Origin of the sequence: Cupriavidus sp. UBA2010, from assembly GCF_002335265.1 — a bacterium.
In the GTDB taxonomy this organism is placed as follows: Bacteria; Pseudomonadota; Gammaproteobacteria; order Burkholderiales; family Burkholderiaceae; genus Cupriavidus; species Cupriavidus metallidurans.
Genome location: NZ_DDCI01000008.1, coordinates 117,488 through 133,889 on the forward strand (window position 1 = coordinate 117,488; position 16,402 = coordinate 133,889).

16 protein-coding genes, 1 tRNA gene and 1 pseudogene are annotated in these 16,402 nt (G+C 65.6%); 5 read left to right on the forward strand and 13 right to left on the reverse strand.

Annotation, left to right across the window (positions count from 1 at the left end; genetic code table 11):
- Positions 1-131: 131 nt before the first annotated feature.
- Positions 132-392: a hypothetical protein gene (locus B2246_RS02905; RefSeq protein ID WP_008651534.1), complete on the reverse strand. Its 261-nt coding sequence runs from the start codon at positions 390-392 to the stop codon at positions 132-134.
- Positions 393-716: 324 nt separating this feature from the next.
- On the opposite strand from B2246_RS02905, the gene B2246_RS02910 reads away from it, so the two are divergent.
- On the forward strand, positions 717-920 hold the full coding sequence (locus tag B2246_RS02910) for a DUF3562 domain-containing protein (protein ID WP_008651536.1): 204 nt from the start codon (positions 717-719) through the stop codon (positions 918-920).
- A gap of 18 nt (positions 921-938) precedes the next feature.
- On the opposite strand, the gene B2246_RS02915 is transcribed toward B2246_RS02910, so the two are convergent.
- The 3 genes from B2246_RS02915 to B2246_RS02925 all read right to left on the reverse strand — a co-directional run bounded on the left by B2246_RS02915 (position 939) and on the right by B2246_RS02925 (position 4,506).
- The gene (locus tag B2246_RS02915; RefSeq protein ID WP_008651537.1) at positions 939-1,859 is read right to left on the reverse strand and encodes a DMT family transporter; all 921 of its coding nucleotides are present in this window, start codon (positions 1,857-1,859) and stop codon (positions 939-941) included.
- A gap of 74 nt (positions 1,860-1,933) precedes the next feature.
- Positions 1,934-3,928, reverse strand: a complete 1,995-nt coding sequence (gene shc, locus B2246_RS02920; RefSeq protein ID WP_035883465.1) for a squalene--hopene cyclase — start codon at positions 3,926-3,928, stop codon at positions 1,934-1,936.
- On the reverse strand, positions 3,925-4,506 hold the full coding sequence (locus B2246_RS02925; RefSeq protein WP_008651539.1) for a TetR/AcrR family transcriptional regulator: 582 nt from the start codon (positions 4,504-4,506) through the stop codon (positions 3,925-3,927). Before B2246_RS02925 ends, shc begins: the two co-directional genes overlap by 4 nt.
- Before the next feature lie 167 nt (positions 4,507-4,673).
- Here B2246_RS02925 and B2246_RS02930 point away from each other — a divergent pair, with 167 nt between their 5' ends.
- Positions 4,674-4,997 carry a hypothetical protein gene (locus B2246_RS02930; RefSeq protein WP_024570806.1) on the forward strand — a complete coding sequence of 108 codons (324 nt, stop codon included), beginning with the start codon at positions 4,674-4,676 and terminating at the stop codon, positions 4,995-4,997.
- 52 nt (positions 4,998-5,049) lie between these two features.
- Here the strand turns inward: B2246_RS02930 and B2246_RS02935 are convergent, their stop codons facing one another.
- Entirely contained in the window at positions 5,050-5,274 is a 225-nt protein-coding gene (locus B2246_RS02935) for a CDGSH iron-sulfur domain-containing protein (protein ID WP_008651541.1), read from the reverse strand.
- A gap of 194 nt (positions 5,275-5,468) precedes the next feature.
- Between B2246_RS02935 and B2246_RS02940 the strand changes: the two genes are divergently transcribed.
- Together B2246_RS02940 and B2246_RS02945 are read left to right on the forward strand one after the other, a co-directional pair.
- A complete protein-coding gene (locus tag B2246_RS02940) occupies positions 5,469-5,858 on the forward strand; it encodes a hypothetical protein (RefSeq protein WP_017513452.1) in 390 nt (129 codons plus the stop codon).
- 170 nt (positions 5,859-6,028) lie between these two features.
- Positions 6,029-6,105: transfer RNA gene (locus tag B2246_RS02945), tRNA-Val, on the forward strand.
- 94 nt (positions 6,106-6,199) lie between these two features.
- On the opposite strand, the gene B2246_RS02950 is transcribed toward B2246_RS02945, so the two are convergent.
- From B2246_RS02950 to B2246_RS02985, 8 genes and pseudogenes are all read right to left on the reverse strand, one after another.
- Complete coding sequence (locus tag B2246_RS02950) at positions 6,200-7,168, reverse strand: Bug family tripartite tricarboxylate transporter substrate binding protein (RefSeq protein ID WP_017513451.1); 969 nt, start codon at positions 7,166-7,168, stop codon at positions 6,200-6,202.
- A 150-nt stretch (positions 7,169-7,318) separates the two neighbouring features.
- Positions 7,319-8,233 carry a TauD/TfdA dioxygenase family protein gene (locus tag B2246_RS02955; protein WP_286881785.1) on the reverse strand — a complete coding sequence of 305 codons (915 nt, stop codon included), beginning with the start codon at positions 8,231-8,233 and terminating at the stop codon, positions 7,319-7,321.
- A gap of 55 nt (positions 8,234-8,288) precedes the next feature.
- Entirely contained in the window at positions 8,289-9,521 is a 1,233-nt protein-coding gene (locus tag B2246_RS02960; protein WP_286881784.1) for an acyl-CoA dehydrogenase family protein, read from the reverse strand.
- Complete coding sequence (locus tag B2246_RS02965; protein WP_035883469.1) at positions 9,518-11,656, reverse strand: acetate--CoA ligase family protein; 2,139 nt, start codon at positions 11,654-11,656, stop codon at positions 9,518-9,520. Before B2246_RS02965 ends, B2246_RS02960 begins: the two co-directional genes overlap by 4 nt.
- A 26-nt stretch (positions 11,657-11,682) precedes the next feature.
- Positions 11,683-12,081: a Zn-ribbon domain-containing OB-fold protein gene (locus tag B2246_RS02970; protein ID WP_008643316.1), complete on the reverse strand. Its 399-nt coding sequence runs from the start codon at positions 12,079-12,081 to the stop codon at positions 11,683-11,685.
- Position 12,082: 1 nt separating this feature from the next.
- A pseudogene (locus B2246_RS02975) lies at positions 12,083-13,252 on the reverse strand (thiolase domain-containing protein).
- A 10-nt stretch (positions 13,253-13,262) separates the two neighbouring features.
- Positions 13,263-14,177, reverse strand: a complete 915-nt coding sequence (locus B2246_RS02980) for an SDR family NAD(P)-dependent oxidoreductase (protein ID WP_286881783.1) — start codon at positions 14,175-14,177, stop codon at positions 13,263-13,265.
- Between the two features lie 47 nt (positions 14,178-14,224).
- The gene (locus B2246_RS02985) at positions 14,225-15,187 is read right to left on the reverse strand and encodes a Bug family tripartite tricarboxylate transporter substrate binding protein (RefSeq protein WP_286881782.1); all 963 of its coding nucleotides are present in this window, start codon (positions 15,185-15,187) and stop codon (positions 14,225-14,227) included.
- Positions 15,188-15,578: 391 nt separating this feature from the next.
- Here B2246_RS02985 and B2246_RS02990 point away from each other — a divergent pair, with 391 nt between their 5' ends.
- Positions 15,579-16,355 (forward strand): GntR family transcriptional regulator, encoded by a 777-nt coding sequence (locus B2246_RS02990; RefSeq protein WP_286881781.1) that lies wholly within the window; start codon positions 15,579-15,581, stop codon positions 16,353-16,355.
- Positions 16,356-16,402 lie beyond the last annotated feature (47 nt).

The following is a 16,402-nucleotide window of genomic DNA, read 5'->3' on the forward strand; positions in this document are numbered from 1 at the left end:
GGCAAGAGGAGAAGCGTCGTGGCGCGAACGGCCACTAGGCATGAAAGTGCAATTGCCGGTCCACCTTGGGTTGGCAAGGTGGACCGGCAACCGGGTCTGGCGGGACTTCGCGCGCCTGGGCGCGCACGTCGTTACTTCTGGCCGGCAGCAGCGTGAGCAGCCGAGATCGCCGCATCGCGCTCTTTGGCCGCAGCCGCCTTGGCCTCGTTGTAGACCTTCTTCGCTTCGGCAACCTTCCGGTTGTATTCCTTGCGTGCCGCGTTAACCTCTCCGCGCATCTTGACGATGGCGTCATTGCTGCCCTGCGCCGCCGCCCCGGAGGCCGACTGCGCCCAGGCCGGGGCAGTGCAAAGTGTCGCGGAAATCATGATCAGGCTTGCCAGATATCTCATGCGGGTCTCCCGTGGTTGGCGTTTTACACCTTAGCGTGTGATGCGGGCGATCTCTATTGGCCCAAAGACTAACGGTGACGCAGGATGCCCGCCGCAGGAAAGCAAAATACGATAACTCCTTGTGTCGAATCAAAGGGCAATCGGCGTGGGGGAGTATCACGGGTAGTAAGCCATATGCAGTACGTTGGCTGTACTTGGAATGCCTGCCGTAGCGTCTACACTCGACAAACTCCTCACCGTGAAGGCCCTGCCATGTATCTCGCACCTGGAACCGAGCCAGATCGTTCAAGCCCCGCAATTCCCTCTGCGTCGGGAGGTGGCTCGATGCGTCGCCCGGCATCGGGCGAACACGCGATCGACCGGATTGCGGAGCTTTATGGCGCACCCAGGAAACTGGTCGAGCGGGAATTTTGGGACGCATGGTGCTCACTATCGTCCGATGCGCGGATTCTGGACTACGTCGTGGTGCTGGCGGAGCGGCGCGTCATCAAGGCACTGCGCGGACGATACGCGGCTGGCCCGCACTAACGGGCGTCGTTGCGTCTATCAACCCCGCCTGCCCATTACCAGATAGAGCCCGATTGCGGCCATGGCCATCCCCGGCCATGCGGCGAGCGGAATCGACTCGCCAAGCACCGCGAAGGCGATCACCGCCGTCATCGGCGGCACGAGGAAAAACAGCGCCGATACTCGCGAGGCCTCGCCGTGCCGAATCATCGCCAGCAGCAGCGAAATGGCGATGATCGAATTGCCAATCACCAGGTAGGCCAGCGAGCCGAACAGCTCCGGCGTCCATGCCACATGCATTGGTTCGAGCGCATAGGCCAGCGGCGCGGTGATGGCTAGCCCGACGGCGTACTGCACGAGATTCGACGCCACCGGATGCACGGTCGTGCCGAAGCGCTTTTCCCACAGCGTGCCACCCGTCATCGCCAGCAGCGCGAGCAGGGCGAATATCAGCCCGGCAGGGGTGGCCACGTCGATGGACGATCGGGATGTGATGACGATGGCCGCGCCCGTTACGCCCAGTGCCAGCCCAAGCCATCGCACCCGGTCCACGCGTTCGCCGGCAATGGCTGGCGCCAGCAGCCCGATCAGGATCGGCTGTTGTGATGTGACGAGCGCAACCGCGCCGGCCGACATGCCGTGCTTGAGACTCAGATAGGTGAACGAGAAATAGCCGGCCTGAATCAGCAGGCCCACCATGCCTAGATGCAGCCAGGGCTTGATGCCCGACGGGAACGCGGGGCGGATCCAGAGGCAGGGGATGATCAGCAGCCCGACCACGCAGGCATAGCGCAAGGCCAGAAAGGTCAGCGGGTCGGCATGGCGCAGGCCGAGCTTCAGAAAGACGAATCCGCCGGACCAGAGCAGCAGGAACAGTGCGGGCGCTACGCGCAGCCACTGCGTGTTCGGTGTGGCGCCCGGCGTTGCGGCGGGTACCTCATACGTCGGGCGTTCTGACATGCCTGGCTGGCGGGAGCGGGGGATGGGCCGACAGTAGCACTTTCCAGCCCGCGCCGCCTAGCGTGCTTTCCCGATCAGTGCACCGTCATCGACTCGGCTGATTCGGCGGATTCGGCTTTCGCCGCTTGCATAGCCGATGCGCGCGCGGCCGCCAGCCGCCGGTATCGGCCAAGCGCCCACAGCGGGAAGTACGCTGTGTACCCGTGATACTTCAGGTGGAAGATGCGCGGGAAGCCCGGTGCGTTGTGATACGGGTGCATCCAGAAGCCATCCTCGTTCTGCGCCTCGAGCAGATACGCGGCGCCACGATGTACCGAATCCGCGTCGCCTTCGCCGACCGCCATCTGTCCGAGCATGGCCCACGCCGTTTGCTCGGCCATGCTGCCGTCTTCATGCTTGCCGGCCAGTTCCGGGCGGGCATAGCTGTCGTTCGTCTCGCCCCAGCCGCCGTCGGCGTTCTGCTTGCCGCGCAGCCATTGCAGGCCGTTGCGCACCATCGGCAGCTTGCGATCGACACCAGCGAGCCCCAGGCCCGCCAGCACGCTCCAGGTGCCGTAGATGTAGTTGGTGCCCCAGCGTCCCCACCAACTGCCATCAGGCTGCTGCGTGTCGCGCAGGTACTGGATGCAGCGCTCGCGTGCCGTTGCGTCCTGCGGACGCTCGGTGATGCCGAGTGCCAGCAGCACGCGGCCGGAGACGTCCTCGGTTGGCGGATCGAGCAGAGCGCCGTGATCGGCGAACGGGATCGCGTTGAGAAAGTCGCGATCGCAGTTCGCATCGAACGCGCCAAAGCCGCCGTTGCGCGACTGCAGGCCGATGATCCAGTCCAGACAACGCGCCACGGGCATCTCGTAGCGCCCGGGCTGGCCCGTACGCTTGCCACGCGCGTGAAGCATCGCCAGCACGACGGCCGAATCGTCGATGTCCGGGTAGTACGGGTTCTCGTACTGGAATGCCCAGCCGCCAGGCGGCGTGTTGGGCGCAGCATTGCTTTCCCAGTCGCCGCGCAGGTCCAGCACCTGACGGTCAGTGAGCCAGTCATAGGCGCTGGCGATGGCGGCTTCGGTGCGTGCGTCGGGCGGTGCCTGCTCAAGCGCCATCACGCTCCAGGCCGTGTCCCACACCGGCGACAGGCAGGGCTGGCAATAAGACGAACCATCGTCGCGATGGACCACGAGCTTCTTCAGCGCGGCCTTGCACTCCACTCGCAACGGATGATCCTCCGGGTAGCCGAGCAGCACCATCATCTCGTAGCTGTACACCATCGGCGGGAAGATGCCGCCGAAGCCGTCTTCACCGTTCATGCGGGCTTCGGACCATTCCACCGCGCGCTGGATGGCGCGGCGGCGCAATGCACGCGGAATCAGCGGTTCGAGGTGGCGAACCACGCGGTCCGCAATCAGGAACGCGCGCTGCAGCCCACGCTTGCGCGGGAAGTATTCGCGCTCCAGTTCGGGCGGCGTGACGAACAGTTCCTGCACGTGCACGCCAAGCGGATTCTTCGCGGCGGCGCGTATCGAGCACAGCACCAGCAACGGCACCATCGTGGTACGCGCCCAGTAGGCCACCTTGTCCATGTGGATCGGCGCCCAGCGCGGAAACAGCACGAATTCCACCGGCATGAACGGCGTGCCGCGCCACGGAATCTCGCCGAAGGTCGCCAGCAGGATGCGCGTGAACACGTTCGACTTCGCCGCGCCGCCGCGCGCCAGGATGGCTTCACGCGCCCTGACCATATGCGGCGCATCCGGCGGATCGCCCGCCGCCTTCAACGCGAAGTAGGCCTTGACGCTGCAGGAGATATCGAGATCGCCGCCGAAGTAGAGGTCCCATGCGCCATGGCCGTCGAGCCGTTGCACCGCGCGCAGATACTTCGCCATGCGGGCCTGCAGCGCGGTGTCGATTTCGTCGACGAAGTGCATCATCAGGATGTACTCGGCCGTGATGGTGGCATCGCATTCGAGTTCGAAACACCAGTGGCCGTCGGGGTGCTGGCGGTCCAGCAATGCGTCGCGTGCGCGGACGATCGCAGCATCGAGTTCCGATGCGGGGATTGTTTTTCTGGTCATGCTTGTTGAGGACGGCAGTGCGTCAATTGCTCGAGTCGGCGAACCAGCTCGGCCCGTTGAGCCGGGGGGATGGCGCGATGGCCGAGAAGATCGGCCAGCCAGAGCCCGTCAGCCGCCAGCCGGCACAGGAGCAGGCCGACGGGGTCCTCGCATTGCGCGAGGTCCGTATTCAGGCTGCCGGATTCCCACTCCTGGTAGGGCGTGCGGAACTCGGGACGCGCCATGATGAGCATCATCGCGGCCTTCCACAGCTCGCGTTCGCCGGATTCGGCGAAACCATCGGCGGAGGCGCGCAGATAGGCTCGTGTATTGCGTCCCTGGGCATCGGTATCGGATTCAGCCAGCGTGGCAACCTGGCCGGTGAAATGCTGGAGCACCTTGGCAGACAGGGCTTCCAGCAGTTCCTCCTTGTTTGAGAAGTGATGCTGAAGGCCACCCTTCGACACACCGGCGCGTGTGGCGACAGAGTTGAGGGTGACGGCGCCGATGCCTTCCTCGACCAGCAGGTCGATGGTGGCGGAGAGCAGGCGGTCGCGTATCAGGAGCGGTTGCTTGGGGCGGCGGTGGGCTTCACTCATGGACCCGGAAGATACCATCCGGACGGATTGTTTTCAATTCATGGACGAATTGCCATGGATTGCGTATCGCCATGAACGTCCAGGAAAAAAGTCCGGGGAAGACCGGCGACCGAGGATCTGGCAGGGGTAAGCTCATGGTCACGGCGCTGGCACGTCCCGAGCAAACCATGCAAGAGCTTGCTTTTCGCACCCTGCTATACCGGTACTTTTTCTTCGACTGGCTGTTCAAGGACGCCAGTCGAGGCGATCTGCGCGAGCGATCGGCCGCGTGGCGCTTCAACCAGGCGCACGCGCACTGGCTGCTGACCTATCTGCGCCGCTGGGTCTGGTGTGGCGCGCTGTTCTGCCTGCTCGGCGGTTCGATAGAACTGATGCTGAGCGCGCCGGTGCTGTCGGCGTTCTTCTACGTGCCGGGCGTGTTGAGCGTGCCGATCAACGTCGTCATCTGCGTGCTGTGGGTCGGGCTGAAGACGCTCCCCGGGCCGATGTGAAGTCGCCGGTACACCAGGTCTCAGGGTCTCCGCGTCTCAGGGTCTTCGTGTCTCACGGTTTCGGTTGGGGCACGCTAGAGAATCCCGCGCGTTTGTGCGAACCATCGCAGAACGGCTTGCTCTCGGAATGGCCACAGCGACATAGCCAGACCTGATCCCCCTCGAACGTGAACGGTACGCCGGCCGGCGTCACGATGGTGATCGGCCCCTTGATGCGGTAGGGCCCGTTGTCCTGCACCGTGACAGTGACGGCCCTGTCGTTACCCTTGTCATCCATGACGTCCCTCCTTCAGGCTCGGTATCTGCCTGCGTGGCCGGAGCCTGTCGGGGACTGTACTCCGAATTTGTCCGCGCGGACGTTCTCCGGACACACGCGTTGCGCACTATGCTGAATTCACCACGGGCTGCGTCGGCGGGTCCGCCGCGCGCCTCTGCCCGGCGCCGTGGTGGCTATTCGAAGGAGAGCGTTTCATGGATATGCAGCAACTCGTTTCTGAATTCCTGGCTTCCGATCACGGCACCCAGGCGGCCCAGGCGCTGGCCGATCAGGGGGTCAATCCGGCCGATGCTCAGCAGATGCTCGGGCAGGTCGCGGAGACCGCTCACGCCCACGTTGAAGAGCAGGGTGGTGGCCTCCTGGGCGATCACGCAGGCAAGAGTTTCTTCGCGGCGTTCGCGGCGGGACTGGTGCATGGCGATGGATTCTTCAAGTCGCTGACCGAGGGGGGTGAAGGCATCCTGACCGGCCGCGTGGCCGAATCGCTCGGCGAGAAAATGGGGCTCGACCCCGGTACGGCGGCGACTGTCGCGGCCGCCGCCACACCGTATATGGTGGCGTTCCTGAAGGAGAAGCTGGCTTGAGCGTTGGACCGCTGTCGGCGCCGGATTGAGCCGTTGCAGGAGCCGTTGCAGGAGCCGTTGCAGGGGCGGTTGCCGCAGCCGATCGCGCGGGCTGATCGCCGATTTCAATATCGGTCGAAAGAAATGCTTGCGCAAGGGTGGCAGTGTCTATACAATGCGCTCCCTTCAACAGGCTCGTAGCTCAGCTGGTTAGAGCACCACCTTGACATGGTGGGGGTCGTTGGTTCGAGTCCAATCGAGCCTACCAACGCATCACGCAGAAACGGACGGTCGCCATATTTGGCGCCGTCCGTTTTTGTTTTCCGGGTCCGCCGGATACGGTCGTGATGACTCGGCCGTGATTACTCCGCTGTCGCGCCGCTGCTCTTGATCAGGCGGGCCATGATGGGCTCCGACGTTTCGAACGAGCGGCGGAATTCCTCGGGGCTGTTGCCGACCGGTTCCAGCGCCAGCGAGTCGAGCCGCGCCCGCATGGCGGGGGACTGGATCGACGCGCGCGCCTCTGCTTCGACGCGCGACAGGATGGCGGCCGGCGTGCCCGAGCGCGCGAACAGGCCGATCCATGCCGGCGGACGCATCTCCTGGTCCTTCATGCCGGCCTCGGTCATGGTCGGCACGTCGGGCATTTCCTTGATGCGGTTATCGCCCATGACGGCCAGCGCGCGCAGGCGGCCGCTCTTGATCTGCGGCCCGAGTGTGGTGACCGAGCCGATGGCCCAGGCGATATTGCCGGCAAGCATGTCCTGCACCATCGGGGCCTCGCCCTTGTAGGCCACGTGGATCATGTCCAGATGGCGGGTCTGGTTCAGGTGCGCGCCCACCAGATGGGGAAAGCTGCCCACCCCATATGAGCCGAAGCTGACCTTGCCCTTGTTCTTTGCCGCCCAGTCCAGAAACTCGGGCACGGTCTTCACAGGCACGTCGCGGCCCACGGCCAGCACGAGCTTGCCGACGCACAACTCGGAGATGAAGGCCAGGTCGCGGCGCACGTTGTACGGGACATTCGCGTACAGATAAGGCGTGTTGATCAGCGGCGTCGAATGCGTGAGCAGCAGGGTGTAGCCGTCGGGCGCGGCGCGTGTGACGGCCTGCACCGCGATCACGCCACCGCCACCGGGCTTGTTGTCGACGATGATGGTCTGTCCCAGGCGCTTGCCCATGTCTTCGGCCAGCGCGCGGGCCATGACGTCGGTTGCGCCGCCGGGCGGACCCGGCACCACGAAAGTGATGGGCCGCGACGGATAGGTCTGCGCCGGGCTGGCCGCGCTCCAGGCCATGATGCCCGCGACGAGCAGTCGTTTGATAAACATTGCGTGTCTCCTTTCTGTGTCCCGGATGTGCGGTGGATCCCTTGTCGCCAAGGTAGCGGACATCCGGAATGCGAGAACCAGCCAAATCGAATGGGCGGGATTGCCCTATCAGGGTCAGTACCGTGGCGCCGTGTGTGTCGGTAACCGGGTCTACGCCGGACGGTCGCCGATGATCGTCGCCCGGTTCATGTGGCGCACGGCCGGAAAGTAGTCCTGCACGGCGTAGTGCTGGGTGGACCGGTTGTCCCAGAGCGCCACCGTGTTGGCGCGCCAGCGCAACCGCACCTGGTACTCGGGCGCGGCGGCCTGCCGGAACAGGTACTGCATCAGGTCCATCTCCGCCATGCGGAAATCCGAGCCGATGCGGTACGGCTGCATCCGCGCGTAATTGGCGAAATGAGTGGTGAAGCCCTCGTTGACGTAAAGGATCTTCTCGCCCGTTTCCGGGTGGGTGCGCACGACCGGATGAACCATCGGCGGATACTTGGCACGCATTTCATCGTAGCGCTCGCCATCCATGCTCTGGCCGAAGGTCGGCATGGCGTCGTGCACGGCCCGGAGTTCGGCGATGCGCGTCTTCACGTCCTCCGGCAAGGCTGCGTAGGCGGCTGCCATGTTGACCCAGATGGTGTCGCCCCCGATCTCGGGACACTCCACGCAACGCAGCATCGAACCCATCGACGGGAGTTCGCGCCACGATACGTCGGAGTGATACAGGTTCTCCCGACCGCGCTTGTCGCCGCCGCGCCCGAACACCACCAGCTCCGGATGATCGGGATGGTGGCCGATCATCGGGTGGACCTCCAGTTCGCCGAAGCGCCGCGCGGCGGCGACATGCTGGGCGGGGGTGATGTCCTGATCGCGGAAGAACAGCACCTTGTGCTCGAGCAACGCCTGTCGCAGCGCGCGGCAGGTGGTGTCATCGAGGTTGCCCAGGTCCACGCCGCTGACCTCCGCGCCGATCGTCGGCGTGCAGCGGTGGAGGGTGAAGGGCCAGGCTCTGGTGTCCTCGGCGCTCTTGGCGTCCTTAGTGTCCTTGGTGTCCTTGGTGTGGCTGGTTCGCATGGCAGTCTCCTTGGTGTCTTATGTCTTGTATTGGGGCAGTCGCGCGCGTCGCCGGTCAGAAAGCCGTGTCGCCGTCGAGCAGACGCCGCGCGATGGTGCGTCGCTGGATCTCGGAGGTGCCATCGGGAATGCGCATCGTGCGCACGAAGCGGTAGCCGGCCTCGAGTCGCAGTTCGTTGGTCAGACCCATGCCGCCGTGAATCTGCATTGCCTGGTCGAAGACACGCCCGGCCATCTCCGTGGACGATGCCTTGATGATGGAGACCTCCTTGGTGGCGGGCAGATCGTTGTCCACCAGCCAGGCGCAGTGGCGGACCATCGATTTGGTGGCGTAGATGTCCATGGCGCATTCGGCCAGCATGATCTGCACGGCCTGATGGTCGCCGATAGGCTGCCCAAAGGTCTTGCGGACCTTCGCGTAGGCCACGGCCTGTTCCAGCGCCCACTCGGCCAGGCCGAGGCAACTGGCGGCCATGCTCAGGCGACCGGCGTTGACGCCATCGAGCGCCACGGACAGGCCACGGTCGACCGGCCCCAGCCGATGGGTGTCCGGCACGCGCACGTTCTCCAGCGAGATGATGCCGATGTCGGCGCCCAGGTGGCCCATCGTCGGAATCACACTCGGTACCGAGAACCCCGGTGTGCGAGTGGGCAGGAAGAAGCCGGTGATGCCGCCCTTGTGGGCGCGGGCCTTCTCTTCGTCGGTGACGGCGAAGATCATCGCGTAGTCCGCATAGGGCGCGTTGGTGATCCATTGCTTGGTGCCGTTGAGCACCCAGTGGTCGCCATCGCGCGTAGCGCGTGTGCGCATGCCAAAGACGTCCGAGCCGGCATCTGGTTCGGAAAGCCCGAAGCACATCGTCTTGTCGCCGCTGGCCAGTTCAGGCTGCACGGTGTCGAAGACCGACGGATGGAGATGCTTCAGTACCGGCGACAGCCCATTGGTGAATGGGGAGGGCAGCACCACGGTCTGCACCAGATGGCGCTCGGGGCCGCAGTGGGCGTTCAGGCGTTCCTGGATGTAGACGGCGGCCTGCGGCCCCAGCCCGCCACCGCCGAGCGCTTCGGCGGACAGCGCGGTGTAGAAGCCCAGTTCGGCCGATCGCATGCGTACCTGGCGGCGTAGCGCCAGCACCTCCGGGGCATAGCGCCCGTCGGCGGTATAGACCGTGCGTTCGCTGGCCAGCAGGGTGCGATGCTCCTTTTCGAGCGCGACGACTTCACGATCGACAAAGCGGATCAGCGCGTCGCCAAATTCCACCCACTCGCTGGGGATGTCGAAGGTCATGATGCAAGGTCTCCTGATGAGGGTTGGGGTGGGGTTACGTCGATAACGGCGTCGGCGGCGAATGCGCCTTGTCCTGCCGGCATGGCGAATACGGGGTTGACGTCCACGGCCTGCAGGCGCGGGCCAGCGGCGGCCGCGAAGATCGACAGCCGCGACAGCGCTCGGGCAAGCGCCGGGATATCTGCCACCGGGCGTCCGCGCGCGCCCAGCAGCAGCGGCGCGCTCTGGATCGAGCGAATCATGCGTTCGGCTACGTCCTCGCCGAACGGGCAGCGGTGAAAGACCACGTCGCGCAGCACTTCAACGAACACGCCACCGAGGCCGAACATCGCGATGGGGCCAAAGGCGGCGTCCTGCTTGATGCCCATGATGCATTCCACCCCGCCGCTGACCTGCCGTGCGACCAGCACGCCATCGATCCGGGCGTCGGGTGCCGCGTCGCGGGCGCGTTGCATCAACGTGGCAAAGCCGCTGCGCACCGCCGCTTCGTCGCGCACGTCGAGCAGTACGCCACCGATTTCGGACTTGTGCAGGATGTCTGGCGACAGGATCTTCATCACCACCGGGAAGCCCAGCTCGCGCGCGGCGACCACGGCCGCCTCGGCCACGGCGCACGCGCGTTCGGGCACGGCCGGGATGCCGGCGGCCTCGAGCATGGCCTTGGCTTCGGCTTCGCTCGGGGTTTGCGTGGGCAGCGCGACCGGCTGCACAACCGGCGGGGGCGTCGTTTGCGGCTGGGCGAAGGCATGTCCGAAGCGGCCCATCGCGGCCAGCGCGACAACGGCGCGGGTAGGGTCCTCGAACACTGTGAAGCCCGCTTCCTCATAGGTCTTCAGCACGTCGTGCGGCCCCTGCAGCACCAGTACGTAGAGCCGGTCCGGATACCGCTCTCGCACACGCGCCAGTTGCTCGCGCAGGCTTGGCGCCACCGCTGGCGTGGCACCGGCATAGGTGAAGAAGCCGAGGACCGAGCGGTAGCCGCCTTCGCCCACCATGGCCTCCGCAAACGGCTCGATCAACGACAGGTCGTTGACGATTTGCGCCGTGGTGTCCACTGGGTTACGCGGCGAGCAGATCGGCAGCAGCTTCAGTAGCCGGGCCTGGGTGGACGCCGGCATTTGCGGCATTGGCAGGCCCAGGTCCTCGGCGGCATCCGACGCGATGACACCCGCGCCACCGCTGACCGTGATGACTCCCAGCGTGTTGTCAGACGGATAGATGCCACGCGCGGCCAGCCGCACGATGTCGAGCATTTCCTCTGTGCTGCGAGCGCGCACCACGCCAAGCTCGGCCAGCACGGCATCGACTACGGCGTCATCGCCAGCGATGGATGCCGTGTGCGACCGCGCGGCGGCGCCGCCAACCTCGCTGCGCCCAACCTTCATCATCACCACCGGTTTGCGCGCGCGGCGCGCCGCCTGTAGCGCCGCCACCAGTCCGTTGCCGTCGTTGATGCCCTCCGAATAGAGCGCGATCACGCGGGTATGCGGGTCATCCACCATCAACTGGACGACCTCGCCCAGCGTGATGTCGGCCTCATTGCCGGTCATCACGATGCTGGACAGGCCAATGCCGGCGGACTTGGCGGCCATCACCAGATGCCCGCCGTAGGCGCCAGACTGGCTGACGATGCCGACATGGCCCGGCTGGACCGGCCCCAGAGAAATGCTTGACGCAAAGCTGCCGACGAAGCCGGTGCGCATATTGATCAGCCCGAGCGCGTTTGGGCCGAGCAGACGCAGCCCGCTGCGACGCGCGGCGGCCAGCAATTCCGCTTGCCGCGTGACGCCGTCGCCGCCAATCTCGGCAAAGCCGGCGCTGAACAGAATGGCGGCGCGGGTGCCGCGCTCGCCCAGGGCGATGACGGTATCGAGCACGTGCGCCGCCGGCACGGCCACCACCGCGACGTCAGGCACCTCTGGCAAGTCCGCAACGGAGGCGTAGGCGGGCAGGCCCTGCACTTCGCGCCGGTTCGGGTTCACCGGCAGGATGCGTCCGGCATAGCCGAGCTTGCGCATGGCGTCGATGGGACGGCCGCCGATGCGCGCGGGATCATCCGAGGCGCCGATGATCGCGACGGAGCGCGGGTTGAGCAGGGTGCTGAGCGATATGACTGGCGAGGCGACTGGATTCACGATTCACTCCGGAAATGGGGGGCGTTTCACGCGGGCGCGAAGGTTGGAACCGGCGCGCCATCCTCGCTGGGCGAGAACCTGATGCGCACCGGCTGGCCGATCCGCACGGTGTCGAGGTCGCAGTCGACGATATGGGTCATCATCGTCACGCCTTCCTCCAGCGTTACGTAGGCGATGCAGAACGGGTTCGGGCCCGCGCGGCGGGTCACGCTGAACGCATAGACGGTGCCAAGGCCGCTGGCCTCCTTCCAGGCGGTGTCGCCCATGCAGAACGGGCACAGCACGCGCGGATACCAGTGCGGCTTGCCACACGATTCGCAGACCTTGACCAGCAGCCGTCCCTCGCGGGCTGCCTGCCAGAAAGGTGCGTTGTCAGGGCGTTCCTCCGGGGCCGGGAATGGGGTGGCGATATACGGGGTGGTCATCTCATTGCTCCCGTTCGAGAATCAGCGTGGCGCTGCCATGGCGGCTGCCGAGGTAGCCGCCGGTGCCCTGGGCCAGCGCCAGGTCGCAGTGCTTCACCTGCACGGCGGGATGGGCCTCGCCACGCAACTGGCGCACGGCCTCGATGACCTTGGTGATGCCGCCGCGATTGGCCGGATGGTTATTGCAGAGCCCGCCGCCGTCGGTGTTGAACGGCAGCCGGCCCACGCCCGAAATCAGGTTGCCGTCGGCCACGAAGCGGCCGCCTTCGCCTTTCTTGCAGAAGCCCAGGTCTTCGAGCTGCATCAGCACGGTGATGGTGAAGCTGTCGTAGATGGACGCGTACTTGATGTCGGCGGGCGTGATGCCTGCTTCGGCGAACGCTGCCGCGCCCGATACGCGGGCGGCGGACCAGCTCAGGTCCACCTGACCGCCAAGCTGACCCTTCACGTGTTCGCCGGCGCCCAGGATGCGTACCTTGGGGCGATTCAGTTTCGCGGCGATCTCCGGGCGTGCCACGATCAGGGCGCCACCACCGTCGGACACCACGCAGCAATCAAGCTTGCGCAAGGGGTCGGAGATCAGCGGCGAGTTCAGCACGTCTTCCACCGTGACCACGTCGCGCAGCATCGCGTGGGGGTTGTGCTGCGCGTGATGGGACGCGGCCACCTTGATCCACGCGAGCTGTTCCGGCGTGGTGCCGTACTCGTGCATATGGCGCATGGCCACCATCGCGTACAGGTTCACGGTGACCGGGTGGAACGGCGCCTCGAATGGCGCGTCAGGCAGGTTGGCGCCCCAGTTGCGTGCCTACGTGCCGCTCGAGCCTTCGGAGCGTGGGCGGCCCGCCAGCGTGATCAGCGCGACATTGCATTTGCCAGCGGCAATCGCCTGCGCGGCGTGCGATACGTGGACCAGATAGGCGGACCCGCCTGTGTCGGTCGAATCCACGTGCCGCACGCGCAGGCCGAGGTAGTCGATCATGTTGGTCGCGCCGAGACTCGGTGCATCGCCCGCGCAGAAGTAGCCGTCCACGTCGGACAGGGAGAGTCCGGCGTCTTCCAGTGCCCCTCTGGCGCATTCGGCGTGAAGCTGCGCGACGGATTTGTCCGGCGCCTTGCGCGTCGGGTGCTCGTAGGCCCCGACGATATAGGCCTTGCCCTTGATGCTCATGCGCGGCCCCTCAGATCGGGTCCCAGCCGATCACGTCGGCGGAGCGTTCGAGCTTGTAGAAGCTGTTGCGCATGGCCGGCACGGCGACTTCGCCGATGGCCTCGGGTGTCCAGCCTTCGCCCATATGCACCGAGCGGATCGGGCGCGAATGGCTCATCAGCATGATCTCGTTGGCGCGCACGGCGAAGATCTGGCCGCTGACATCGCGCGCCGCGTCGCTCGCCAGGAATACGGCCATCGGCGCGATCTTGCCGGCCTCCATCCTTTGCAGCTTGGCCACGCGGGCTTTCTCCTCGGGCGTCTCGGCCGGGATCGAGCTGGTCATGCGGCTCCAGGCAAACGGTGCGATGCAGTTCGAGTGCACGTTGAAGCGTTGCATGTCCAGCGCGATCGACTTGGACAGTGCGACGATGCCGAGCTTGGCTGCGGCGTAGTTGGCCTGGCCAAAGTTGCCGATCAGGCCGGAGGTCGACGTCATGTGCACATACGCGCCGCCCTCCTGGTCCTTGAAATGGTTGGCGGCGGCGCGGCTGACGAAGAACGTGCCGTGCAGATGCACGTCGATCACCGAGCGCCATTCTTCCTCGTTCATCTTGAAGAACATGCGGTCACGCAGGTTGCCGGCGTTGTTGACCACGGCGTCGATGCGGCCGAAGTTGTCTAGCGCGCACTGGATGATGTTGTGAGCGCCGTTCCACGTGGACACGCTGTCGGTATTCGCCACCGCCTGGCCGCCGGCCGTGCGGATTTCCTCGGCCACGCGCTGCGCGGGGCCGGCATCGCCGCCTTCGCCGCTCATCGATACCCCGAGGTCGTTGACGACTACCCGGGCGCCAGCGGCCCCGAGGGCCAGCGCGATACCGCGTCCGATACCACCACCCGCGCCCGTGACCAGCGCGACCTTGCCTTCCATGATTCCTTGCATCGTGTTGCTCCTGAATGTTGGTGAGATTGCGTGCCGAATCGGCAGGCTTATTGCGGCTCGATGTTGGCTTTCCTGATCACGTCGCTCCAAAGCGTCAGGTCCTGCCTGAGGCGGTCGGTGAACTCGGTGGGGCCGCTGATGCTGGGGGCATAGCCGCCGCGTGCCAGACTCTCCAGGTACGCCGCATTGCGGCCGACTTCGTGGTTGGCCCCGACCAGGCGGTCGATGACCGGCTGTGGCATCCCCGGCGGGCCGATCAGGCCGAACCAGCCGCTCACGTCAAAGCCTTTCAGGCCCGATTCGGCGACCGTCGGCACGCCGGGCAGGGCGGGGTTGCGCGTCGCGGAGGAGACCGCCAGCGCCCGCACCTTGCCGCCTTGCACATAGCCAACCGCGCTGCCGGTGACATCGAACATGAAGCCGATCTTTCCGCCGATCAGGTCTGCGATGGCCGGAGAGTTGCCTTTGTAGGGGACGTGGAGAAACTTGACGCCGCCACGCTGCGCGAGCAGTTCGGCGGCCAGGTGATTGGAGGCGCCCACGCCCGCGGAGCCGAATGCGAGTCCGTCAGGGTGCGTCTTCGCGTAGGCGACCAGGTCCTGCACGTTCTTGAGCGGCGAGTCTTCCGCCACCAGTAGTGCGTTGGTATAGGTGTTGAGCAGACCGACCAGCGTGAAGTCCTTGAGCGGCTTGTATGTGGCGGACTTCTGCACCATCGGCGCCATCGTCAGGGTCGGGCTGCCGACGAAGAACAGCGTGTAGCCGTCGGGACTGGCCTTGGTGATCATGGTCGCGGCGATGGCACCGCCCGCGCCGCCACGGTTCTCCACCACCACAGCCTGCCCAAGCACGGTGCCCAGATGCTGCGCGTAGATTCGCGCGGCGCTGTCGACCGGGCCACCTGCCGAGTAGCCGACGATCAGTTTGACCGGGCGGGCCGGGTAGATCCCGGACGCGCCCGCCACGCCAGCGGCCACGCACAGCATGGCGGCTATGAACCCTCTCTTCATCCTTGTCTCCTTGCTATCCGCTGCATCCATGGCAGCGTTTTTATAAATTGATATGTACGTACATAGTAGCGGTTACTGATGGGGGGTGCGCAAGATCTGACGCGCCTGCCCACCCGAGATGGGTGGCGCGAAAATCGGCGATACCGCGCAGATGGGAGGGGAAGCGGAAAGCCGGGGGATCGCTGTGAATCATCGTGTACTATGTGCGTACAAGATCGGAGGTGGGTTGGAGGCGGATTCGCATCTGCACGGCGTATGAGATTCACCGCGAAGGCAGGCGCGGCAAGCCAGCCACGCGGCAAGACGTTGACCGGACGCGGTCGGCATTCGCAGCCAACACCCGTGCCAGGCCGTACAATGCGGCGGCATCCAGATCCAGACATCCATCGCAATGGCAACCGCCCAGAAGGACAGCAAGACCGAGTCACCCGCCCCCACGCGCTACGCCGAACTGGCGAGCATGCTGATTCGCGAGATATCCGAAGGCCGCCATGTGGTGGGCAGTCTGTTGCCGACCGAGCATGAACTGGCCGAGTTGCATGGCGTCAGCCGCCATACGGTGCGGGCGTCGCTGCGGATGCTGCAGGATCTCGGCTATATCTCGCGCAAGAAAGCGGTGGGGACCATCGTCGAGTCCGCCAACCCGGGGGCGTCGTATACGCAGTCGTTCGGGACGGCCGAGGATCTGGTGCGCGTGGCCGCCACCGAAGTGCGGGCGATCGAAGCGGTGCGCGATGTCACGCTGGACCGCGCGCTGGCGCGGCGGCTGGAAGCGCCGATCGGCAGCGCATGGGTGCTGCTGTCCGGCACGCGCGTGGATGCGCGCAAGGGTCAGACCCCGGTCGCGGTCGCGGATATCTATATCGAGGCCACGCTGGCGGGGCTGGTCGACACGATTCGGAATAGCCCCCAGGTGCTGGTCAGCGCGTTGATCGAACGCGAGTATGCGATCGCGATTGCGGAGATCCGCCAAACGATCACCGCCACGCTGATCGAGGGCCCTTTGGCCGATCAGCTCGGTGTGGAGGCTGGCACGGCGGGTATGCGGCTGGTGCGTCAGTACAAGGATTCGGCGGGCCGGATTCTGGAGATCACCGATACGGTGTATCCGGCCGACCGGGTGTCGGTGTCGTTTCAGCTCAGGCGCGGCAGGCAGGCAGGCGCGTGACCTGCCACGGCTGCCACCGCTGTCCCGGATGATGGCGGGCGCGGCCC